Genomic DNA, 20,739 nt, shown 5'->3' with positions numbered 1-20,739 from the left:
GATGCGCCCGGCTCCGGTCCGTCGTCCGGCCGCCGGGCCCGTCCGTGTGCGGCCGTGCGGCCGACGCACCCCCTCCCACCAGGCGGGAGGCCGGTGGCCCCGGACAGACGGATACGGTCCGTCCGCCCCGGCCGTTCAGCCGCGGGCCCGGCCGTGCCGTGCGACACGGCCGCCGTTCCGTCCCGCGGTCATGTCGACTCACCCAGCGTCCGCGGTGCCTCATCCGTCACACCGTCGCCGCCGAGCTGCCGCGCCAGACGCCGCAGGCCCCGGTGCGCGGCGGTCCGTACGGCGCCCGGTCGCTTGCCCAGCACCCGGGCGGCGGAGGGTCCGTCGAGGCCGACGACCACGCGCAGCAGCACGGCCTCGGCCTGGTCCCGGGGCAGTCCGCCGACGAGGGCGAGGGCCTGCTCGGTGGACATGGCCTCCATGGCCTGGTCGTGGGTGCTGTGCGGCGCGGGCAGTTCCAGTACGTCCTGTTCGAGGGCGGACGGCCGGGGCCGCACCCGCTGCCGGCGCAGGTGGTCCAGCGCGCGGTGCCGGGCGATGGTCGCCGTCCAGCCGCGGAACCCGGCGCCGTCGCCCTGGAACCGGCTGAGGTCGCGGGCGATCTCCAGCCAGGCGTCCGACATCACGTCCTCGGCGTCGCCGCCGACGAGTCCGCGTACATAGGCGAGCAGTCCGGGCTGCACGAGCCGGTAGGCCACGGCGAACGCGGCCTCGTCGCCCTCCTGGGCGCGCGCGACGGCCGCGCCCAGCTCCCCGTCGTACGCCTGTGCGCGGCGGGATTCCCCTCCGTGGCCCAAGAACCGTCCTCGTCCGTACCGAGCGCGTAGCGCCTCGCTCCCGCATGACGTGTGCACGCCGGCCGTGTCACGCCCCCAGGGTCCTCAGCGCGCGCCGCCGGCAAAGTGTCACAGGTCAACCCACGTCCCCGACGCCCCACCGGCCCCGCGCGGTCAGGACGGCCGAGGCACGCCGGGCCCGGCCGCCGTCGCGCCCCCGCGGGGCCACCCGGCCGCCGTCACCTGGGCGCACGCCCGGACGACACCGGCCGCAAGGAGCAGGACGACGAGGCGTGCCGTCCAGGTGTCCTTCTCGATCGCCCGGCGGATCGTCCGCCGGAACTCGTTCGCCATGAGGCCGGCCCCCTCGCCGTCGCGGTGTCGGACGGCCGGTGACCGGTCGGCTCACTCGACGCTGCGTCGTGCCGCCCGAGAACGTCACACCGCGCGACACCCTCACGGGCGCCGGGCGCCTGCCGTCGCGTCCCTGCACAGCAGGCGCAGGGAGCCGTCGTGGGTGTAGCAGCGGCGGGCCTCGTCGACGGGGTCCCAGAGGCGGCCGTCGGGGGTGCGCACCCAGTGGTCGCCGCCGGAGGCCCACCACTCGCCCCCGGTCTGACGCACGATCACCTCGCCGGCGTAGGCCCCGAAGCCGCGCAGCACCAGCTCCACGGCGGCGTACGGGGCCGACTCCCGGCGGATGTCCTCGATCATGCGGTCGACGCTCCACAGACTGCGCGCCGAGTAGTCGAGGCGCAGCCGTGCCCCCTCGCGCATCGCCGCCACCGCGTCCGCCGCCCAGCGGACCGGCTTCGTCGCCGCCGAGGGCCTGGTCTCCTGCTGTGTCGTCACAGTCGTCGCAGTCGTCACACTCTGGAGAGCGCTGCGGCGAAGCGTTTCGTCACCCCGAACCGGCGACTTCCCACAACCGGCGCACGACCGCCCCAGGACCCGCACACGACCGTTGCCGCACGCCCCCGCCGGGCACGGGCTCTCACCCGTCCCGGCGGCTGCGGCGGGAGACCGCGGCGCGCAGCACCCGACGCCCCTCCGTGGACACCTCCAGCGCGCCGCGCAGCCCGGCCGTGCCGTGGGCGGCGACGAGTTCCAGGACGGCGATCTGGCGGCGCAGTTCCGCGGCGAGCAACGGCGACAGACCCTCCACGCGGTCCTCGCGGCGCGCGGCGGCCGGATCGGTGTCGCCGGCGCCGTCGAGCAACGAGTGGACGCGCAGCGCGTCGGCGGAGCAGCGGTCGGCCCACTCCCGCAGCGCCGGCGCGGACCGTACGGCCGGGGCGGCGGCGAGCATCCCGCGCGCCAGTCCCGCCGCCTCGTCCGTACCGCACGCCGGGCCGGCCGCCGCGTCCAGCTTCCCGCGCGTCTGCTCCAGCAGTTCGCCCCAGTCGCCGTCGGCGGGACCCTCCGCGAGGCTCCCCCACAGCGGCCGCAGCACCTCGTCGTCACCGCCCAGCAGTGGCGCGCACCGATCCAAACAAGCCAACCCGCTCACGGCCAGTCCGCGCTCGTCGGCCCGCGTGATCAGTTCCTCCAGGCTCATCCACGCCTCCCTCAGCGGGTCTCCGCAGGCCCCCTGATGAGGCCTCGACGGGCCTCGTCCCTCACGGAGCCCACATTTCCCCTTACTGCGTGCGACAAGCCGGGAGTGTCACTCGGGCACCACACGCAACCGGTCGAGCAGCCGGAAGAAGAGGTTTTCGGCCAGCGGTCCGGGGTCCGCGGTCAGTACCTCCAGGACGTCCTCGACGGCCACCACGCGCCCGGCCTCCTCGGCCCAGAACACGGCGCGTTCGGCGGCGTCGGCGGGTTCCAGGAAGTAGTCGTCGACGGTGAGCCCCTCCTGCCGGCCGTCGAGATACCCGGCCATCGCGTCCCGGGCGAGGCAGGCCGTCCACACCCCGCTCTCGGGGGACGCCGCCTCCACGGCCACGCAGTCGCTGTCCATCACGTACCCGAAGAGCGCGGGTGCCCCGGTCTCCCGGGCCAGGCCGGCCATGCCGCCCACCTCGCCCTCGCGTCCCGGGTACTCCCACACCTGCCACCCGTCCGGGGCCGAGGTGCGCAGGGTCAGTCCCCCGGCCGCTCCGGCCAGCGCGTCCAGTCCGGCGAGCGGCCGCTCCCCGCGGCCCACGACGAAATAGCCCCAATAACCCATGTGCCGGTGTCCCCCCGCATGTCGGTTCCCGGCCCGGCGCGCCGAGCCGTCGGCTCGCCGAGAACACCACCACAGCCGCCCGGGGGTTCGCAGGCGTTCGCGGCAATCCGCTCCTCAGTCCAGCCGGTCCGCCAGCTCGCGGAACTCGCTCCAGGACAGCTCGGGCTCGCCCGGGTCCCACAGCTTCTGGACCAGCGCCCGCAGCGGCATCCGGATGCCCGCCGCGACCTGTTCCTGGGTCTGGGAGCGCGGCAGGTCGCCCCAGACGGCGAAGGACCCGCCGAGGATCTGCCGGTCGTACTTCGCGGGGACGGCGGTGGTGCCGCGCAGCACCCGCGGCGTCCACTGCTCGTAGATCCGCTCACCGGTCGGGTAGACGAAGGTGAGCGGCTCGCCGAGCACGTAGTAGAGGAACTCGTCGTTGTAGTTGATCACGTCGCGGCCCTCGGCGAGGTACTCGGCGGGCTTGCGGGCGCCGATCTCCTTGCCGGTCCAGTAGGCGACCCGGATGTCCTCGTCGGCCTGGACGGACCCGCCGAAGAAGAAGCCGTCGTTCCAGGCGCGGGGGACGCGGTCGTTCGCGCGGACGGTGGCGGCGCGGTCGTTGAGCCAGCCGGTGGTCAGGTCCTCGACGGTGGCGCCGGCGCCGTACTTGTCGCGGGCCGCGGCGGCGAGGCCGGGGAAGGTCGCCTCGGGGTCGGAGACCACCAGGGCCTGGTACTCGTCGCCGCCGAGGTGCCACTGGTCGCCGGGGAAGAGACCGGCGTACTCGTCCAGCAGGTCGTCGACGATCTCGGCGGCCTCGGGGTTCGCGATGTCGACGGCGCCGCGCACCGCCTCGCCGTTCGCCTTGCGCAGCTGGAGGTCGGGGTGGGCGTCGATGACGGCGCCGAGGTGTCCGGGCGAGTCGATCTCGGGGACGACGGTGATGTGCCGGCTCTCCGCGAGCTCGACGATCTTCCGGACCTGCGCCTTGGTGAGGTGGTCCTCGGAGACGATCTCCGGGTGCGAGTCGGACTCGATGCGGAAGCCCTGGTCGTCGGAGAAGTGCAGGCCGATCTCGTTGTACTTCAGGTCGCCCAGCTCGCGTATGCGGTCCTCTATCCAGCCGGCGTCGTAGTGCTTGCGCGCGATGTCCAGCATCATGCCGCGCCGCGGCTTGGCCGGCTCGTCGCGCACCACGCCCTCGGGGGCGGCGCCGGCGCCGCGTATCTCCTGCTTGAGCGTGCGGGTGCCGTGGAAGACGCCCGCCTCCCCCGGCCCGCTCACGGTCACCCGTCCGCCGCGCACCGTCAGGGTGTACGACTCCGGGTTCGCCCCCTCGTCGCGGTTCAGCTCCAGGCGCACGTCCCCGGCCCGCTCGTCGTCCCGCTCGCCCGCGTACGTCAGCCCCAGCTCGCGGGCGGTCAGCCGGCCCTCGTCGGCCAGCGCCGGGTCGGACACGACCACCCGGTGGCCGGGCACCGGGCGCCAGCCGGGACCGCGTTCGGCCGTGTGCTCGCGGACGGCGGGTATGGTCCGCGGCGCCTCGGACAGCGGATAGCTGCGGGTCGGGCTCGGCGTCGGGGAGGCGGAGGACGAGGGGGAGGCGGCCGCGTCGCCGTCCCCGCCCGAGGCCCACAGACCGAGGCCCACGCCGGAGGCGACCACCACCGCGCCCGCCGCCACGGCCGCCGCCGCCACCCGTCGCCGTCGCGTCGCCCCCTCGGCGGGGCGACGCCTGCGCTGACCGTGCTGCCTGTGCCGACTCACTCTGCCAACGTACGACCCGTTCGGGTGAGAGGCGTCCACAAGCCGTTCCCAAACTCTGCCGTCCGGGTGAAATGGGGTACCGATCGGACACGTCTCGGACTCACTCGATAACGTGACGTCACAACTCTCACAGCATCTGCCACCGACACACACGAGACGCCCACGAGGACCCACGCTGCCTGCGCACCGTCTCCCAGACCTCCCCGGCCGAGTCGCCATACCCGGACAGTCCCGCGGCGCGCCCGGCTCGCCGTCCCCGCTCGAGTGGTTCAACACCGCCCCCGAGCCGGACGCCGAGCGCGCCCTCCTGGCCTGTCTGCGCAGCCGGCGCTGGGCGCTGCTGCTCGCCGGCCACCGCCCCTACCCCGACGTGGCGTCCCTCCTGGCGGCCTCGGACGAGGCGGCGTACGACCTCTCTCCGGAGGAGATCGCCGAGGCGCTGGCCGCCGAGCCGGTCCCCTCCCTCCCCGAGGACACCTACACGGCCGCCCACACCGCCCTGAACGCCGCGCACGCGGCCTACGAGGCCAAGTTCGGCCACGTGTTCGTCATCTGCCTGGACGGCGTCCCCGGGGACGAGATCCTGGACCGCGTCCTGGAGAACATCCGGTCACGATTGGCGAACGATCCCGACGAGGAGCACGCGGTCACCAGAGACCAGCTCCGCCTCCTGGCCAGGGAACGTCTGAACGACACCCTCAGGGGCGCGGGGCTGTAGCGATGTGCGGCTCCGCCGCGTGAGCGCGAGCGACCCAAGGACCGCCGCACCCGGCAAATGACCGCAAACCCCCCACCCCGGTAGCCGCGCCCAAACCCCCCGCCCCCTTTTCGAGTGCAAGTTTGATCACACCGGCAGGCCCCCCGTAAGCGCCACAGGCAACCGTCGCTACCATGCTGGGGGCCGGTGGACCGTACCCGGCCGGGCCCGACCGACAAGGAAAGCCGGCGCGGCCCCAATCACCGCTCCCGGAGGAAATTTCCGTGCCGGCTGGAACGCTGTACCGCGGCCGGGAAGGAATGTGGTCCTGGGTGGCTCATCGAGTCACCGGCGTCCTCATCTTCTTCTTCCTGTTCGTTCACGTGCTGGACACCGCCCTCGTGCGCGTGTCCCCGGAGGCCTACGACAACGTCGTGGCCACGTACAAGACGCCGATCGTCGCGCTGCTGGAGTACGGCCTCGTCGCCGCCATCCTCTTCCACGCGCTCAACGGCCTGCGTGTCATCGCCGTCGACTTCTGGATCAAGGGCGCCCGGTACCAGAAGCAGATGCTCTGGACCGTCGTCGCCGTGTGGATCGTGCTGATGCTCGGGGCGATCTACCCCGTCCTCGGCCACGCCGCTCGTGAACTGTTCGGGAGCTGACGCAGATGTCCACGACTGAAACCTCCGCCTCGGGCATCGGCCCCGTCGAGGGCGGGTCCCTCTACTCCGTCGACAACCCGGCGCCGGTCATCGAGCCCCCGCGCAAGCGGACCAGGAAGACCCCGAAGAGCACCCGCGGCAACTTCGAGCTGGCCGCGTGGCTGTTCATGCGTCTGTCCGGTGTCGTCCTGGTCGTGCTGGTCATCGGCCACCTGCTGATCCAGCTGGTGCTGGACGGCGGCGTCTCGAAGATCGGCTTCGCCTTCGTGGCGGGCCGCTGGGCGAGCCCCTTCTGGCAGGTCTGGGACCTGGCGATGCTGTGGCTGGCCATGCTGCACGGCGCCAACGGCCTGCGCACGGTCATCAACGACTACGCCGAGCGGCCGAACACCCGCCTGTGGCTGAAGGGCCTGCTCTACACGGCCACGGTGTTCACCATCCTGCTGGGCACGCTGGTGATCTTCACCTTCGACCCGAACATCCGCTAGGCACGGGGCTGCGAGAATCATGAAGATCCACAAGTACGACACCGTCATCGTCGGCGCCGGTGGCGCCGGTATGCGCGCCGCCATCGAGTCGACGAAGCGCAGCCGCACCGCCGTGCTGACCAAGCTCTACCCCACCCGCTCCCACACGGGCGCCGCGCAGGGCGGCATGGCCGCCGCGCTCGCCAACGTGGAGGAGGACAACTGGGAGTGGCACACCTTCGACACGGTCAAGGGCGGTGACTACCTGGTCGACCAGGACGCCGCCGAGATCCTGGCGAAGGAGGCCATCGACTCCGTCCTCGACCTGGAGAAGATGGGCCTGCCGTTCAACCGCACCCCGAACGGCACCATCGACCAGCGCCGCTTCGGCGGCCACTCCCGCAACCACGGCGAGGCCCCGGTCCGCCGGTCCTGCTACGCCGCGGACCGCACCGGCCACATGATCCTCCAGACGCTGTACCAGAACTGCGTCAAGGAGGGCGTGGAGTTCTTCAACGAGTTCTACGTCCTGGACCAGCTGATCACCGAGGTCGACGGCGTCAAGAAGTCGGCCGGTGTCGTGGCGTACGAGCTGGCGACCGGCGAGATCCACGTCTTCCAGGCGAAGTCCGTGATCTACGCGTCCGGTGGCACCGGCAAGTTCTTCAAGGTGACGTCCAACGCGCACACGCTGACCGGTGACGGCCAGGCGGCCGTGTACCGGCGCGGACTGCCGCTGGAGGACATGGAGTTCTTCCAGTTCCACCCGACCGGCATCTGGCGCATGGGCATCCTGCTGACGGAGGGCGCCCGCGGTGAGGGCGGCATCCTGCGCAACAAGGACGGCGAGCGCTTCATGGAGAAGTACGCGCCGGTCATGAAGGACCTCGCCTCGCGTGACGTCGTCTCGCGCTCCATCTACACGGAGATCCGCGAGGGCCGCGGCTGCGGTCCCGAGGGCGACCACGTCTACCTGGACCTCACCCACCTCCCGCCGGAGCAGCTGGACGCCAAGCTGCCCGACATCACCGAGTTCGCGCGGACCTACCTCGGGATCGAGCCCTACACGGACCCGATCCCGATCCAGCCCACGGCGCACTACGCGATGGGCGGCATCCCGACCAACGTCCAGGGCGAGGTGCTGGCGGACAACACCACCGTCGTCCCCGGCCTGTACGCGGCCGGCGAGGTGGCCTGCGTGTCGGTGCACGGCGCCAACCGTCTGGGCACCAACTCGCTGCTGGACATCAACGTGTTCGGCAAGCGGGCCGGCATCGCCGCCGCGGAGTACGCGCAGACCGCGGACTTCGTCGAGCTGCCGGAGAACCCGGAGTCCCTCGTCGTCAGCCAGATCGAGCGGCTGCGGTCCTCCACCGGCAACGAGCGGGTGGCCGAGCTGCGCCGCGAGCTGCAGGAGACCATGGACGCCAACGTGATGGTGTTCCGCACCGAGCAGACGATCAAGACGGCGGTCGAGAAGATCGCCGAGCTGCGCGAGCGTTACAAGAACGTCGCGATCCAGGACAAGGGCAAGCGGTTCAACACCGACCTGCTGGAGGCCGTCGAGCTGGGCAACCTGCTCGACCTGGCCGAGGTCATGGCCGTCTCCGCGCTGGCCCGCAAGGAGTCCCGGGGCGGTCACTACCGCGAGGACTACCCGAACCGCGACGACGTCAACTTCATGCGCCACACGATGGCGTACCGCGAGGTCGGCGCCGACGGCACCGAGACCGTCCGTCTGGACTACAAGCCGGTCGTCCAGACCCGCTACCAGCCGATGGAGCGTAAGTACTGATGGCTACCCCCGTACTGGACAAGGCGGACGCGTCCGGCTCCCCCGAGCCCGGCTTCGCCGACTCCCCCTACATCACCGTCACCCTGCGGATCCGCCGGTTCAACCCGGAGGTCTCCGCGGACGCGACCTGGGAAGACTTCCAGCTGGAGATCGACCCCAAGGAGCGTGTTCTCGACGCGCTGCACAAGATCAAGTGGGACCTGGACGGCACCCTGACCTTCCGCCGTTCCTGCGCCCACGGCATCTGCGGCTCCGACGCCATGCGGATCAACGGCAAGAACCGCCTGGCGTGCAAGACGCTGATCAAGGACATCAACCCCGAGAAGCCGATCACGGTCGAGGCCATCAAGGGCCTGACGGTCCTGAAGGACCTGGTCGTCGACATGGAGCCGTTCTTCCAGGCGTACCGGGACGTGATGCCCTTCCTGATCACGAAGGACACCAACGAGCCGACGCGTGAGCGGCTGCAGTCCGCCGAGGACCGCGAGCGCTTCGACGACACGACCAAGTGCATCCTGTGCGCGGCGTGCACCTCGTCGTGCCCGGTGTTCTGGAACGACGGCCAGTACTTCGGCCCGGCCGCGATCGTCAACGCGCACCGCTTCATCTTCGACTCGCGTGACGAGGCCGGCGAGCAGCGCCTGGAGATCCTCAACGACAAGGACGGCGTGTGGCGTTGCCGCACGACGTTCAACTGCACGGACGCCTGCCCGCGTGGCATCGAGGTCACCAAGGCGATCGCCGAGGTGAAGCGCGCGCTGATCACGCGCCGCTACTGAGGCACCGCGCCGTACATCCCCGAGGGCCCGTCTCCGATCCGGAGACGGGCCCTCGGGCGTTCCCCGGTGCGGGCGGGTGGTGCGTACGCACCAGGCGGCGCGCTCCTGTGCTGCGTACGCACCAGAGGGGACCACCCCCGAGGACGATGCCCGGCCGGTGGCGGGCCCGGAGGGTGGGAGTATGCGCACTTCCGTGAACAGGGCCCCTAGGCTGGGCCGCGTGCTGCCGACACCGGACACCGCGGACACGGGGGTGCCGCGTCCCGGGCGGCGGCGGGAAGGCGCGGTCGTCGCGGCCGCCTTCGTGGTCTGTCTGCTCGGCGGGACCGTGCGGGTCGAGGACACCCTCACCGCGCCGCCCCTCGCGGCCTGGCTGCTCGCCCTGGTGTCCTGCGCCGTACTGCCCGCACGGCATCGGCGTCCCCTGGCCCTGCTGGCCGTCACCACGGCGGCCGGTGTCGTGGCCCAGCCCCTCGGCCTGGTGCTGAGTCCGCTCGTGGCCGCACCCGCCCTGGTCGCCGCCTATGCCTGCACGCTGCACGTCCCCGGAGAACGGCGTGCGGCGGGCGCCGTCGCGCTGGCCGCCGTGGCCTTGTTCGCCGGGTCCGAGCCGCTGTCCGGGGACCACTCCTGGCGGGACGCGAGCCGGATGGGGACGGTGGTGGCGGCGCCGCTGGTGGCGGGGCTGATCGGGCACGCGGTACGGACCCGGCGGGCGTATCTCGCGGCGGTGGAGGAGCGGGCGCGACGGGCCGAGGAGAGCAGGGAGCTGGAGGCGCGGCGGCGGGTCGCGGAGGAGCGGGTGCGGATCGCCCGGGAGCTGCACGACCTGGTGGCGCATCAGATCACCCTGGCCAACGCGCAGGCCACGGTTGCCGCCCACTTCTTCGACTCCCGTCCGGAGCAGACCCGCGCGAGCCTGCGGGAGCTCGTCGAGACCACCGGACACGCCCTCGACGAACTGCGTGCCACGGTCGGGCTGCTGAGGCAGACCGGGGACACGGCCGCGCCCGACGGGCCCGCGCCCGGGCTGGACCGGCTGCCGGACCTGCTGGAGTCCTTCCGGCGGGCCGGGCTGGAGGTGTCGGCGCGTGAGGAGGGCGCGGCGCGGGCGGTGCCGCCGGGCGTGGACCTCACGGCGTACCGGATCGTGCAGGAGGCTTTGACCAACGTGACCAAGCACGCGGCGGGCCGTGGCGCCCGGGTGGGGCTGGACTGGGGCGGCGGGCGGCTGACCGTCACCGTGTCCGACGACGGGGGCGCCCCGGGCGGGCCGCCCGCGCTGTCGGAGCGGCCACCCGGGTACGGGCTGATCGGCATGCGGGAGCGCGCCGCCGCCGTGGGCGGGGAGCTGACGGCGGGCCCGCGCCCGGAGGGGGGTTTCCTGGTGACCGCCCGGCTGCCCCTGCCGCCCGTACGGGAATCGGCGACGGACGGCGAGGAGGGGCGGATGCCCGGAGCCACGGACGGGGGACGGACGGCATGACGTTGAGGGTGCTGCTCGCCGACGACCAGGCGCTGCTGCGCGGCGCCTTCCGGCTGCTGCTGGAGAGCACCGACGACATCACCGTGGTGGGCGAGGCCGGCGACGGCCGGGAGGCGGTGCGGCTGACCCGCGAACTGCGTCCGGACGTCGTGGTGATGGACATCCGGATGCCGGAGGCGGACGGTCTGGCCGCCACCACGGAGATCTGCGCGGACCCGGATCTGCGGGCCACCCGGGTGCTGATCCTCACCACGTACGAGACGGACGAGAACGTGGCGCGGGCGCTGCGCGCGGGGGCCGCCGGTTTCATCGGCAAGGGCATCGGCGCGGAGGACCTGGCGGACGCCGTGCGGACGGTCGCGGAGGGCGAGACGCTGCTGTCCCCGGCCGCGACCCGCTCGCTGGTCGCCCGCTTCCTGGCCGCGCCGGCCGGCACCCCTCCGCAGGACGCCGGCCGGCTGGACGTGCTCACCCCGCGCGAACGCGAGATGGTGGCGCTGGTGGCGACGGGCCTGTCCAACCAGGAGATCGCCGAGCGGATGGTCCTCAGCCCGTTCACCGTGCGCGCCCATGTGCAGCGCGCGATGACGAAGCTGGAGGCCCGCGACCGCGCGCAGCTCGTCGTCACCGCCTACCGGACCGGCCTGGCCCGGGTCACGCCGGAGGACGGGGCCGGACGTTCGTCGTAGTCCGGCAGGGTCAAGGCGGTGTGGGCCGGGCGGGGCCGCGCGGAGGGCAGGGCGTCGAGGGTGCGCAGGCGTGCGTCGCGCTGTTCCAGGGCCTGGGCGGTGACGGGGAAGAGTGTGGCGCCGCCCTCGTCGACGAGCGCCTGGTTGGCCGTCACGTAGGGGCGCATGCGGTCCTCGTAGGCGGCGAAGGCGGCCGTGTGGTCCCGGTGGGCGGCCAGGGCGTGGGCGAGCACGTAGGCGCCGGACAGCGCGAGGCTGGTGCCCTGCCCGGTGAGGAAGGACGGGGCGTACGCCGCGTCGCCGACGAGGGCGGCGCGGCCGTGCGTCCAGCGGGGCATGCGGATCTGTCCGGCCGTGTCGAAGAACAGGTCGTCGGTGTCGCGCGCGGCCGCGACCATGCGCGGGATCTCCCAGCCCTCCCCCGCGAACACCTCGGCCACCAGGGCGCGCTGGGCGTCCGGGTCGCGGAGGGCGTCGCGCGGGGGTTCCGGGCGGTGGAAGGTGAGGAAGCCGTGCACCTCGGGTCCTTCGCCGGTGGCGTAGAGGGCGGCGGCCTTCCCCGGGGCGTTCCACAGGACCAGTTCACGGTGAAGGTGCGCGGGGTTCGGCAGGGTGAACAGGGCGAAGCAGTGGGCGAGGTAGCGGTGGTATCGGTCCTCGGGACCGAAGAGGGCGGCCCGGGTGGCCGAGTGCATGCCGTCCGCGCCGATCACCAGGTCGTACGTGCCCTGCCGCCCGCTGCGGAAGGTGACGTCCACGCCGTGCGCGGCCGGGTCGAAGCGGGCGACGGAGTCGCCGAAGAGGAATTCCACGTCGTCGCGGACCAGCCCGTACAGGGCGTCGGCGAGGTCGCCCCGCCGTATCTCCAGGTCGCGGGGCTCGCCCTCGTCGGCGGGGGCCCGGAGGGAGGCGACGGTGCGGCCGGCGGCGTCGAGGAAGGTGGCGCGGCGGGGGCCGACGTGTGCCTGGCGCAGCCGCGGCCACAGGCCCATCCGCCGGACCACCTCCGTCGCGGTGCCGCGGATGTCGACGGGGTAGCCGCCGCCGCGCAGGGTGCCGGCCTTCTCCACGACGGTGACCGCGAACCCGGCCCGGTGCAGCCAGTACGCGAGGGCGGGTCCGGAGACGCTGGCTCCGGAGATCAGGACGGTGCGGGGGCCGGTCATGAACGGGTCCCTTCCTTCGCGGGGGTGTGGGCGGGCTCGACGGGGTGCGGGGAACGGGAGGCGCGCGTGGCGCGGACGAGGAGCAGGCCGAGCGCCGCCATGACGCCGGTGACGGCGAAGCCGGTGGTGAAGGCCGCCTCGGCGGGCAGGTCCGTGCCGGGGCCGGTGCCGGCGGTGAGGACCGCGCCCGCGATCTGGACGCCCAGGACGACGCCGATCACCCGCGTGACCACGAGCAGGCTGGTGGCGATGCCGGTGTCCCCGGGGTCGACGGCGGTGGCGGTGCCGGCCAGCAGCGCGGTGGTGGCGAGGCCCGCGGCGAACGCGGTGAGCGTCTTGGCGAGGGCGAGCTGCCAGGCGGAGTGGTGCTGGGCCGCGAGGCCGAACATGACGGCGGCGGTGGCGAGGGCGGCCACGGCGACCACGGCACGAGGGCCGAACCGCCGCGCGGCGACCCCGCCGACCGCGTCGCTCATGGCCCCGGCGATCGCGCCGGGCAGCAGGTAGAGGCCGATCGTGGTGGTGTCGGCGTCGAAGCCGTAGCCGTCGCCCGACGCGGCGAGGAGCTGCGGCAGCAGCAGGGTGACCATGCCGAGGGTGACGGTGACGAGCAGGGTGAGCAGGCACGCCTGCCACATCGCGGGCCGGGCGAGCATGCGCAGGTCGACCATCGGGGAGACGGCCCGCCGCTCGACGCGCACCCAGGCGGTGGCGAGCAGGGCCACGAGCACGAGCGACGCGGCCGCGGCGAGGGGCGGAAGGCCACCGCCGGTCAGGAGGACGAGGCCGAGCATGAAGGCGAGCAGGGTGGCGCTCAGCAGGACCACGCCGGGCCAGTCGATCCGCTCGTCCTGCCGGACCGGTGCGTCGGACGGCATCAGCCGCGCCACGAAGACGGTGGCCGCGACGACCACGAGGGTGGGCAGTACGAACATCCAGTGCCAGGAGAGATGGTCGGCGATCAGACCGGCGCCCAGCATGCCGAGCATGCCGCCGCCGGTGAACAGGGCGACGACCACGCCGATCGCCGCCTGGGTGCGCCCGGCCGGCAGATGGGCGCGGACCAGGATGAAGGACAGCGGCAGCACGCCGACCATGGCGCCCTGAAGGACCTGGCCGAGCAGCAGCAGCGGCAGTCCGGGGGCCAGCCCGGCCAGCAGTCCGCCGGCCGCGACGACGGCCATCAGCCGCATCAGGACGCGTTTGCCGCCGTAGCGGTCGCCGAGCTTCCCGGCGACGGGGGTGAGGACCGCGCCGGTGACGAGCAGGGTGTTGGCGACCAGCGCGCCCTCGGAGGGGCCGAGCCCCAGTTCGCGCTGGAGCAGCGGAAGCGCGGGCTCCACCACGGACTGGAGCGCGCCCAGGGCGAGCGCCAGCACCCCGAGGGCGGCGATCGCGGGCCGCCGTAAACGCGGCGGCGGGAGCAGGGTGTCGGACATGGACGTCCCGTTCTCGTAGGGGTCGGTGAGCACGTCCCACGGTTCCGCTCGGCGCCCCTCCCGGGCATCGTCGCCCGTCACCGTCTTCGCCTGGTGCGTACGCACGAGTGGGAGCGCGGCCCTGGTGCCGGGACACGACACGGCCGCCAGCGGCAAGCGAGTTGAACATGTTCAAAAGAAGGCGCTACAGTCGTTCCCGTCAGCGTTTTGAACGCGTTCAAGAAGGGGTGGGGCATGGACCGCACCGTCATCGCCTACGTCATCTACCTGACCGTCAGCATCGGGCTGACCGTCTGGGTGGCCCGCACGCTCAGCAGGAACGGGCGGGTCTTCCTCGCCGACGTGCTGCACGGCAACGAGAATCTCGCCGACGCCGTCAACCACCTGCTGGTCGTCGGCTTCTACCTCGTGAACCTCGGCTTCGTCGCCCTGTACCTGAGTGACGACGGCACGATCACCGACACCCGCGGCATCTTCGAGGCGCTGTCCACCAAGCTCGGCGTGGTGCTGCTGGTGCTGGGCGTGATGCACCTGGGCAACGTGTACGTGCTCAGCAGGATCCGGCGACGCGGGGTGATGGAGCGGGAGCAGCTGCCGCCGGTGCCCCCGCAGGGCTGGACCGCCCCGGCGGCCCAGGTATGAACGCGGTCGCCGGCGGACCAACGCCCCCCGGGGCGCGGGGAACTGCGCGCCCGGCCCCCGACGGGCCGCACCCGGCGTACAACACGGCGAGGTACCCCCTCGGCCGCGGGTACGACGCCCGCCGCGTCCCGCTCCGCAGGCTGACCGTGCTGTACGACGCGGACTGCGCCCTGTGCACGTACGTCCGCGACTGGCTCGTCAAACGGCCCCAGCTCGTCCCCCTGGAGTTCGTCCCGGCGGGATCACCCGCCGCCCGGGACCGCTTCCCCGGCCTCGACCACGGGTCCACCCTCGACGAGATCACCGTGGTCGGGGACGGCGGGCAGGTGTACCGGGGCGCGGCCGCCTGGATCGTCACCCTGTGGGCGCTGCGCGACCACCGGCGGCTGGCGCACCGGCTGAGCACGCCTTCCGGGATGCGGTTCGCCAAGGGCGCGGTGCTGGCCGCCGCCAAGTGGCGCGGGGCGACGGCGCCGGCCGTCGGCCGGACGTACCGCCCGGCCGACGGGTGGACGTACGATCCGCGCGACGGCTGGCACCACACCCCGCCGGTGTGCGACGCCGGCACCTGCGCCGCCCCGTAGGGCGCAGGTCGCTGGCGTTAGGCTCTGTTCCCGTGCCCGCGAAGAACGACGGCCCCGGCCCCGGTGCCCCCCTCAGCAAGTCCGAGCAGACCCGCGCCCTGATCCTCGAGACGGCCATGCGGCTGTTCCAGGAGCGCGGGTACGACAAGACGACCATGCGGGCCATCGCCCAGGAGGCCGGGGTCTCCGTCGGCAACGCGTACTACTACTTCCAGGGCAAGGAACACCTGATCCAGGGGTTCTACGACCGGATCGCGGGCGAGCACCAGGCCGCGGTCCGGGAGATCCTGGCCCGGGAGACCGACCTGGAGGCCCGCCTCGCCGGGGTGCTGAAGGCGTGGCTGGACATCGCCACGCCGTACCACGAGTTCGCGGTGCAGTTCTTCAAGAACGCCGCCGACCCGGACAGCCCGCTGAGCCCCTTCTCCCCGGAGTCGGAGCACGCGCGCCAGGAGGCGATCAGCGTGCACCGGGCGGTGCTGGCCGGCACGAGGACCAAGGTTCCCGAGGAACTGCGGGACATCCTGCCCGAGTTGATGTGGCTGTCCCAGATGGGGCTGTGCCTGTACTGGATCTTCGACCGCACCGAGGGCCGTGAGCGCAGCTACCGGCTCGCCGAGCGCGGCGCCCGGCTCACCGCGCGGGGCGTGGTCCTGGCCCGGTTCCGGGTGCTGCGGCCGCTGGTGCGGGACGTGCACGAGCTGTTCACGGAGTTCCTGCCCGGGATGACCAGGGCGCTCCCCGACCCCGCCGGCCGTAAGGACACCGGCCGACGGGGTGCGCGGGGCAGACACGAGGAGGAGGGGGCCGAGGGGACGCCCCCCGCCGACGGGAGTCCCGGCGACGTCAGTTGACGACGTCCACCCCGCCGGGCGTGAGCTCCACGTCGTGCACATACGGCCCGTCCGCCACGGTCACGTGCGCCGCCCGCGAGCCGTACGGGGAGGCGGTGACCGCGAGCAGGTAGGTGCCCGGCGCCGGCACGGCCACGATGTACGCCCCGTCGGCCAGGGACACCACCCGGTCCAGCTGACGGCCGCCGGGGGTGAGCAGCGTGACGGCCGCGCCCCGCACCGGCTCGCCCTCGGGGGTGCGGACGAAGCCGTGGACCACCGAGGCGGCCCCGTCCGGGGCGCCCTCCGCCGGCAGCGTGGCGGGCGCGCCCGCGTCCTCCTTCGGCTCGACCGCCAGGTGCGGCAGCCGCTTCTCCAGTGCGGCCGGCAGCCACCAGTTGGCACGGCCCAGCAGGTGCATCACGGCCGGGACCAGCGCGGTGCGCAGCACGAACGCGTCCAGCGCGACCGCGGCGGCCAGACCCACGCCCGCCATGGCGGCGCCGTAGTCGCCGCTGAGCACGAAGGCGAGGAAGACGCAGACCATGATGAGGGCGGCGGAGTTGATGACCCGGCTGGTCTCCGCGAGGCCGACCCGCACCGCGCGGGCGTTGTCCCGGGTGTGCACCCACTCCTCGTGCATCCGGCTCACCAGGAACACCTGGTAGTCCATGGAGAGGCCGAACAGCAGCGACAGCATGATGATCGGCAGGAAGGCCGCGATCGGCCCCTCCTCGCCGAGGCCCAGCACGTCGAGTCCGACGCCCCACTGGAACACCACCACCAGCACGCCGAAGGAGGCCGCCGCCGCGAGCAGGTTCATCACGGCGGCCGTCAGCGGCACCACCAGCGAGCGGAACGCCAGCAGCAGGAGCAGGAAGCCGAGGCCGATGATCGTGCCGACGAACAGCGGCAGCCGGTCGCCCGTCACCGCGGCGAAGTCCTTCGACACCGCCGTGACACCGCCGACGTGTGCCTCGACGCCCGCGGCGGGGATGACGTCCTCGCGCAGCGTGTCGATCAGCCGGTCGGTCGCCACGTCCTGCGGGGAGGTGTCGGGGACGACCTGGATGACAGTGACCCCGCCGGCGGGCGGGGCGGCCGCCACCTGGGCGACGCCCTCGGTGTCCTCGACGGCACGCAGCAGACCGGCCGGGGCAGCGCCGTCCACGACCACCTGGAGCGGCCCGTTGAAGCCGGGCCCGAAGCCCTCGGCGAGCAGGTCGTAGGCCTGCCGGGTGGTCGTCGAGGCGTCGTCGTTGCCCTGGTCCACGGTGCCCAGGCGCAGCGACAGCAGCGGCACGGCCAGCGCCGCCATCAGGACCACCGCCACCGCGGCCACGGCCCGCGGCCGGCGCTGCACGGTGGCCGACCAGCGGGCGGCGGGTCCGCCCACCGTCTCGCCGCGCGGGCCCGCGGCCTCCAGCCGGCGGCGCTGACGGCGGCTGAGCACCCGGTGCCCGAGCAGGCCGAGCAGCGCGGGCAGCAGCGTGACGGCGGCGAGCACGCTGAGCACGACCGTCAGCGAGGTGCCGATGACCACGCCGTCCAGGAAGCGCAGGTTCGTCACCAGCATCCCGGCGAGCGCGATGCACACCGTGCCGCCCGCGAACAGCACCGCCCGGCCGGAGGTGTCGAGCGCGGTGACCGCCGCCTCCTCCGGGTCCATGCCGCGCAGGATGCCCCGCCGGTGCCGGGTGACGATGAACAGGGCGTAGTCGATGCCGACGCCCAGGCCGATCAACGTGGCCAGCAGGGACGCCAGTTCGGGGACGTCGGTGACGTGGCTGATCAGCTGGGTGCCGAACATGCCGGTGCCGACGCCGAACACGGCGACGACCAGGGGCAGCAGCATCGCGAACAGCGAGCCGAACGCGACGAACAGCACCACGGCGGCGGCGAGGATGCCGACCAGCTCGGCCGTGCCCGTCGGCGGTTCCTGGACCCGGGTGACGGCCTGCCCGCCCAGCTCCACCTGGAGCCCGTCGCGCGCCGCCTCCTGGGCCGTGTCGACGACGTCCTGGACCAGTGTCTTCGGCACCGCGTCCGCCTGCTCGGCGAACGTGACCTGCGCGTAGGCGATCCGTCCGTCCTCGCTGATCTGCGCCGCGCCCCGCTCGCCGTAGGGGCCGGCGACCGCGCCGACGCCCTCCATGCGTCCGATCTCCGCGAGCGCCGTCTCCATCCGGGAGCGCACCGCCTCGTCGCGCACGGTGCCCTCGTCCACCTTCCACACCACGGTGTCGGTGTCCCCGGCGCGCTCCGGGAACGCCTTGCGCATCAGGTCGTACGCCTGCTTGGAGTCCGTGTTCGGCAGCGAGAAGACCTCGGCGTAGTTCGTGCCCGCACTGCTCGCCGTCACCCCCAGTCCGAACAGCGCCCCCACCCACAGCAGGAGGACCACCAGCCGATGCCGATAGCACCAGCGTGCCAATACCGCCACGTGTCCGCTCCTTCGTCGCTCGGTCGGTCCCCCGGGTCCTGGCAGCAGAATCGGCGGCGGCACCCGCCCGGCGACACGGCTCGCCCGGGACTCTCAAGGAACTCCAAAGCGACAACCGGTACTTCGGCGGACGGTCACGCCGATACTGGGGAACATGACGACAGCTCCCGGCACCGTGCTCGTCGTGGAGGACGAGGAGAGCATCGCGGACGTCCTCGCGATCGCCCTGCGCTACCACCGCTTCGAGGTGATGACCGCGGGGTCGGTCCGTGAGGCGCTCGCGCTGACCGAGCACACGCGGCCCGACTGCGCGCTGCTCGACGTGATGCTGCCGGACGGCGACGGCCGCGCCCTGGGCCGCGAACTGCGCGGGCGCCGGCCGGAGACGGCGCTGGTGTTCCTCACCGCGCGGGACGCGCCCGCCGAGGTCGTCGGGGCGCTGGGATTCGGCGACGACTACATCACCAAGCCGTTCAACATCGACGAGGTGGTCGCCCGGATCACGGCCGTGCTGCGCCGCACCCGCCCCGCCGACGTGCTGCCGCAGCGGGCTCCCCTGCGCCACGGCGACCTGGAGCTGGACGAGACGACGTACTCCGTGCGCCGCGCCGGCCGCAGCGTCGAGCTGACGCCCACCGAGTACGCCCTGCTGCGCTTCCTGGTGCGCAACGCGGGCCGGATCGTGCCCAAGGAACAGCTGCTGCGGCACGTCTGGCAGTACGAGCACGTCCCGCAGGAGTCGACCGTCGTGGAGACCTACATCAGCTATCTGCGGCGCAAGCTGGACACCCTCGGCCCTCCGGTCATCACCACCCGGCGCGGCGTCGGGTACGGGCTGACGTGACACGCCGGACGCGCCTGCCGCGCCCCGGCCGCCCCCGGGTGCGGTCGCTGCGCGCGCAGCTCACCCTGGCGAACGTGGTGCTGCTGGCGCTGGGCATCGTCGCCGCGACCGCGGTGAGCGTGCTCGGCATGCGCTACTACCTGCTCGACCAGATCGACACGGAGCTGGTCCGCACCCGCGACTCGCTCGGCGGCTCGGAGCTGACGCTGCGGCAGATCGACTCGCTGAGCGCGCTGAGCTTCTTCCGTGACCGGGTGGAACCGGAGTGGAACCAGGACGACAGCGACCCCGACTCGGTCTTCGCCGCCGTGGACCGCGAGGGCGAGCCGGTCCCCGTGTTCGGCTTCGCACCGTCCCGGGCGCAGCGCGACCTGGCGGACGCCGTGGGCGACCCGGACCCGCTGATCCGGGACCCGGAGCCGCGGGACGTCACCGTGCGGGGCAGCACCTACCGCGTCACCGCCACCCGTCTCGCCGACGGCACCGGCGTCCTCATCGCCGGCTCCACCGAGCCGCTGCACGAGGGCGTGGCCAAGGCGGTCCGGTTCGACCTGGCCATCGGGACGCTGCTGCTGCTGGTGCTGGCCTGTCTGACCATGTTCGGGGTGCGGCGCCGGATGCGGCCGCTGGAGGACATGGTGGAGACCTCGTCGGCGATCGCCGAGGGTGACCTGACCCGGCGGGTGCCGTCCAGCTGCGATCCGACCCTGGAGGTGGAGCAGCTGCGGCTGGCGCTCAACTCGATGCTCCAGCAGGTGGAGTCGGCGTACCGGACCCGGGAGCGCAGCGCGGCGCAGCTGCGGCGGTTCGTGGCCGACGCCTCGCACGAGCTGCGCACCCCGCTGGCCGCGATCCGCGGCTACCTCCAGCTGTACGAGCGGGGGATGCTGCGCGACCCCACGGAGCGCAAGCGGGCCTGGGACCGGATGATGACCGAGTCCGACCGGATGGGGCGGCTGGTCGACGAGCTGCTGGTGCTGGCCCGCCTCGACCAGCGTCCCGAACTGCGGCTGCGGAACGTGGACGTGTGCCGGCTGGTGCGGGACGCGGCGCAGGACCTGCGGGTGCAGCAGCCGGACCGGCCGGTGCGGGTGGACGCGGACGGCGCGGTGCTGGTGCGCGCCGACGAGGCCGGGCTGCGGCAGGTGCTGGGCAACCTGGTGGGCAACGCGCGCACGCACACCCCGGCGGACGTGCCGGTGCGGCTGGGCGTGGCCCGCTCGGACGGCGCGGTGCGGCTGTGGGTGGCGGACGAGGGGCCCGGGCTCGCGCCGGACGACGCGGCGCGGGTCTTCGACCGGTTCTTCCGCGCGGGCGGGGGCGCGGGCAGCGGCCTGGGCATGGCGATCGTGCAGGGCGTCGTACGGGCGCACGGCGGCGAGGTCACCGTGGACACGGCGAGGGGCGAGGGCCTGACCGTCACGGTGACGCTGCCGTCCCTCACCCCCCACGCCGTCCCGTCCACACACACGGAGGAAACCGCCGCCACCGGGTGAGCCG

General features: G+C 73.2%; 21 protein-coding genes. 12 read left to right on the top strand and 9 right to left on the bottom strand.

Annotation, left to right across the window (positions count from 1 at the left end; genetic code table 11):
- Nucleotides 1–188: 188 nt before the first annotated feature.
- The 6 genes from ACIF8S_RS10360 to ACIF8S_RS10335 form a co-directional block, all read right to left on the bottom strand.
- A complete protein-coding gene (locus ACIF8S_RS10360) occupies nt 189–806 on the bottom strand; it encodes an RNA polymerase sigma factor (protein ID WP_399998577.1) in 618 nt (205 codons plus the stop codon).
- Nucleotides 807–959: 153 nt separating this feature from the next.
- Nucleotides 960–1,139 carry a hypothetical protein gene (locus ACIF8S_RS10355; protein ID WP_399998575.1) on the bottom strand — a complete coding sequence of 60 codons (180 nt, stop codon included), beginning with the start codon at nt 1,137–1,139 and terminating at the stop codon, nt 960–962.
- A 102-nt stretch (nt 1,140–1,241) separates the two neighbouring features.
- Complete coding sequence (locus tag ACIF8S_RS10350; RefSeq protein ID WP_399998573.1) at nt 1,242–1,637, bottom strand: hypothetical protein; 396 nt, start codon at nt 1,635–1,637, stop codon at nt 1,242–1,244.
- A 142-nt stretch (nt 1,638–1,779) separates the two neighbouring features.
- Nucleotides 1,780–2,343, bottom strand: coding sequence for a hypothetical protein (locus ACIF8S_RS10345; protein ID WP_399998572.1), 564 nt, complete (start codon nt 2,341–2,343; stop codon nt 1,780–1,782).
- Between the two features lie 108 nt (nt 2,344–2,451).
- Entirely contained in the window at nt 2,452–2,958 is a 507-nt protein-coding gene (locus tag ACIF8S_RS10340; protein ID WP_399998570.1) for a hypothetical protein, read from the bottom strand.
- A 114-nt stretch (nt 2,959–3,072) separates the two neighbouring features.
- On the bottom strand, nt 3,073–4,626 hold the full coding sequence (locus ACIF8S_RS10335; protein ID WP_399999006.1) for a glycoside hydrolase family 20 protein: 1,554 nt from the start codon (nt 4,624–4,626) through the stop codon (nt 3,073–3,075).
- A gap of 196 nt (nt 4,627–4,822) precedes the next feature.
- On the opposite strand from ACIF8S_RS10335, the gene ACIF8S_RS10330 reads away from it, so the two are divergent.
- The 7 genes from ACIF8S_RS10330 to ACIF8S_RS10300 all read left to right on the top strand — a co-directional run bounded on the left by ACIF8S_RS10330 (nt 4,823) and on the right by ACIF8S_RS10300 (nt 11,288).
- On the top strand, nt 4,823–5,428 hold the full coding sequence (locus ACIF8S_RS10330; RefSeq protein ID WP_399998568.1) for a 2-oxo-4-hydroxy-4-carboxy-5-ureidoimidazoline decarboxylase: 606 nt from the start codon (nt 4,823–4,825) through the stop codon (nt 5,426–5,428).
- A 263-nt stretch (nt 5,429–5,691) separates the two neighbouring features.
- Nucleotides 5,692–6,072 (top strand): succinate dehydrogenase, cytochrome b556 subunit, encoded by a 381-nt coding sequence (gene sdhC, locus ACIF8S_RS10325; protein WP_078540725.1) that lies wholly within the window; start codon nt 5,692–5,694, stop codon nt 6,070–6,072.
- Between the two features lie 5 nt (nt 6,073–6,077).
- The gene (locus tag ACIF8S_RS10320) at nt 6,078–6,560 is read left to right on the top strand and encodes a succinate dehydrogenase hydrophobic membrane anchor subunit (RefSeq protein WP_145830052.1); all 483 of its coding nucleotides are present in this window, start codon (nt 6,078–6,080) and stop codon (nt 6,558–6,560) included.
- Between the two features lie 19 nt (nt 6,561–6,579).
- Nucleotides 6,580–8,334, top strand: coding sequence for a succinate dehydrogenase flavoprotein subunit (sdhA, locus tag ACIF8S_RS10315; protein ID WP_399998567.1), 1,755 nt, complete (start codon nt 6,580–6,582; stop codon nt 8,332–8,334).
- Nucleotides 8,334–9,113 carry a succinate dehydrogenase iron-sulfur subunit gene (locus ACIF8S_RS10310; RefSeq protein ID WP_399998565.1) on the top strand — a complete coding sequence of 260 codons (780 nt, stop codon included), beginning with the start codon at nt 8,334–8,336 and terminating at the stop codon, nt 9,111–9,113. The genes sdhA and ACIF8S_RS10310 overlap by 1 nt, the downstream gene beginning before the upstream one ends.
- 193 nt (nt 9,114–9,306) lie before the next feature.
- Nucleotides 9,307–10,599, top strand: coding sequence for a sensor histidine kinase (locus ACIF8S_RS10305; protein WP_399998563.1), 1,293 nt, complete (start codon nt 9,307–9,309; stop codon nt 10,597–10,599).
- The gene (locus tag ACIF8S_RS10300; protein WP_399998561.1) at nt 10,596–11,288 is read left to right on the top strand and encodes a response regulator; all 693 of its coding nucleotides are present in this window, start codon (nt 10,596–10,598) and stop codon (nt 11,286–11,288) included. The genes ACIF8S_RS10305 and ACIF8S_RS10300 overlap by 4 nt, the downstream gene beginning before the upstream one ends.
- Here the strand turns inward: ACIF8S_RS10300 and ACIF8S_RS10295 are convergent.
- Nucleotides 11,231–12,454, bottom strand: a complete 1,224-nt coding sequence (locus tag ACIF8S_RS10295) for an FAD-dependent monooxygenase (protein ID WP_399998559.1) — start codon at nt 12,452–12,454, stop codon at nt 11,231–11,233. The genes ACIF8S_RS10300 and ACIF8S_RS10295 overlap by 58 nt on opposite strands.
- Complete coding sequence (locus ACIF8S_RS10290; RefSeq protein ID WP_399999004.1) at nt 12,451–13,893, bottom strand: MFS transporter; 1,443 nt, start codon at nt 13,891–13,893, stop codon at nt 12,451–12,453. The genes ACIF8S_RS10295 and ACIF8S_RS10290 overlap by 4 nt, the downstream gene beginning before the upstream one ends.
- Before the next feature lie 234 nt (nt 13,894–14,127).
- On the opposite strand from ACIF8S_RS10290, the gene ACIF8S_RS10285 reads away from it, so the two are divergent.
- From ACIF8S_RS10285 to ACIF8S_RS10275, 3 genes are all read left to right on the top strand, one after another.
- Nucleotides 14,128–14,535, top strand: coding sequence for a hypothetical protein (locus ACIF8S_RS10285; protein WP_399998557.1), 408 nt, complete (start codon nt 14,128–14,130; stop codon nt 14,533–14,535).
- 146 nt (nt 14,536–14,681) lie between these two features.
- Nucleotides 14,682–15,119 (top strand): thiol-disulfide oxidoreductase DCC family protein, encoded by a 438-nt coding sequence (locus ACIF8S_RS10280; RefSeq protein WP_399998556.1) that lies wholly within the window; start codon nt 14,682–14,684, stop codon nt 15,117–15,119.
- 32 nt (nt 15,120–15,151) lie between these two features.
- Nucleotides 15,152–15,973: a TetR/AcrR family transcriptional regulator gene (locus tag ACIF8S_RS10275; RefSeq protein ID WP_399998555.1), complete on the top strand. Its 822-nt coding sequence runs from the start codon at nt 15,152–15,154 to the stop codon at nt 15,971–15,973.
- On the opposite strand, the gene ACIF8S_RS10270 is transcribed toward ACIF8S_RS10275, so the two are convergent.
- Nucleotides 15,966–18,386, bottom strand: coding sequence for an MMPL family transporter (locus tag ACIF8S_RS10270; protein ID WP_399999003.1), 2,421 nt, complete (start codon nt 18,384–18,386; stop codon nt 15,966–15,968). The two genes, ACIF8S_RS10275 and ACIF8S_RS10270, sit on opposite strands and share 8 nt — an antisense overlap.
- Nucleotides 18,387–18,549: 163 nt before the next feature.
- Here ACIF8S_RS10270 and ACIF8S_RS10265 point away from each other — a divergent pair, with 163 nt between their 5' ends.
- Both ACIF8S_RS10265 and ACIF8S_RS10260 read left to right on the top strand, forming a co-directional pair.
- The gene (locus ACIF8S_RS10265) at nt 18,550–19,239 is read left to right on the top strand and encodes a response regulator transcription factor (protein WP_145830043.1); all 690 of its coding nucleotides are present in this window, start codon (nt 18,550–18,552) and stop codon (nt 19,237–19,239) included.
- Nucleotides 19,236–20,735 carry an ATP-binding protein gene (locus ACIF8S_RS10260; protein WP_399998553.1) on the top strand — a complete coding sequence of 500 codons (1,500 nt, stop codon included), beginning with the start codon at nt 19,236–19,238 and terminating at the stop codon, nt 20,733–20,735. Before ACIF8S_RS10265 ends, ACIF8S_RS10260 begins: the two co-directional genes overlap by 4 nt.
- The last annotated feature ends 4 nt before the right edge of the window (nt 20,736–20,739 follow it).

It is taken from the genome of Streptomyces sp. NPDC085937, assembly GCF_044540535.1.
Lineage (GTDB): Bacteria > Actinomycetota > Actinomycetes > Streptomycetales > Streptomycetaceae > Streptomyces.
This window is presented reverse-complemented; position numbering and strand designations above follow the sequence as displayed.

Bases quoted from the DNA above. Each gene is read 5' to 3' on its own strand.
- ACIF8S_RS10355 (WP_399998575.1), bottom strand. From the start codon at position 1,139: ATGGCGAACGAGTTCCGGCGGACGATCCGCCGGGCGATCGAGAAGGAC.
- ACIF8S_RS10345 (WP_399998572.1), bottom strand. From the start codon at position 2,343: ATGAGCCTGGAGGAACTGATCACGCGGGCCGACGAGCGCGGACTGGCC.
- ACIF8S_RS10340 (WP_399998570.1), bottom strand. From the start codon at position 2,958: ATGGGTTATTGGGGCTATTTCGTCGTGGGCCGCGGGGAGCGGCCGCTC.
- ACIF8S_RS10320 (WP_145830052.1), top strand. From the start codon at position 6,078: ATGTCCACGACTGAAACCTCCGCCTCGGGCATCGGCCCCGTCGAGGGC.
- sdhA (WP_399998567.1), top strand. From the start codon at position 6,580: ATGAAGATCCACAAGTACGACACCGTCATCGTCGGCGCCGGTGGCGCC.
- ACIF8S_RS10310 (WP_399998565.1), top strand. From the start codon at position 8,334: ATGGCTACCCCCGTACTGGACAAGGCGGACGCGTCCGGCTCCCCCGAG.
- ACIF8S_RS10300 (WP_399998561.1), top strand. From the start codon at position 10,596: ATGACGTTGAGGGTGCTGCTCGCCGACGACCAGGCGCTGCTGCGCGGC.
- ACIF8S_RS10295 (WP_399998559.1), bottom strand. From the start codon at position 12,454: ATGACCGGCCCCCGCACCGTCCTGATCTCCGGAGCCAGCGTCTCCGGA.
- ACIF8S_RS10290 (WP_399999004.1), bottom strand. From the start codon at position 13,893: ATGTCCGACACCCTGCTCCCGCCGCCGCGTTTACGGCGGCCCGCGATC.
- ACIF8S_RS10285 (WP_399998557.1), top strand. From the start codon at position 14,128: ATGGACCGCACCGTCATCGCCTACGTCATCTACCTGACCGTCAGCATC.
- ACIF8S_RS10265 (WP_145830043.1), top strand. From the start codon at position 18,550: ATGACGACAGCTCCCGGCACCGTGCTCGTCGTGGAGGACGAGGAGAGC.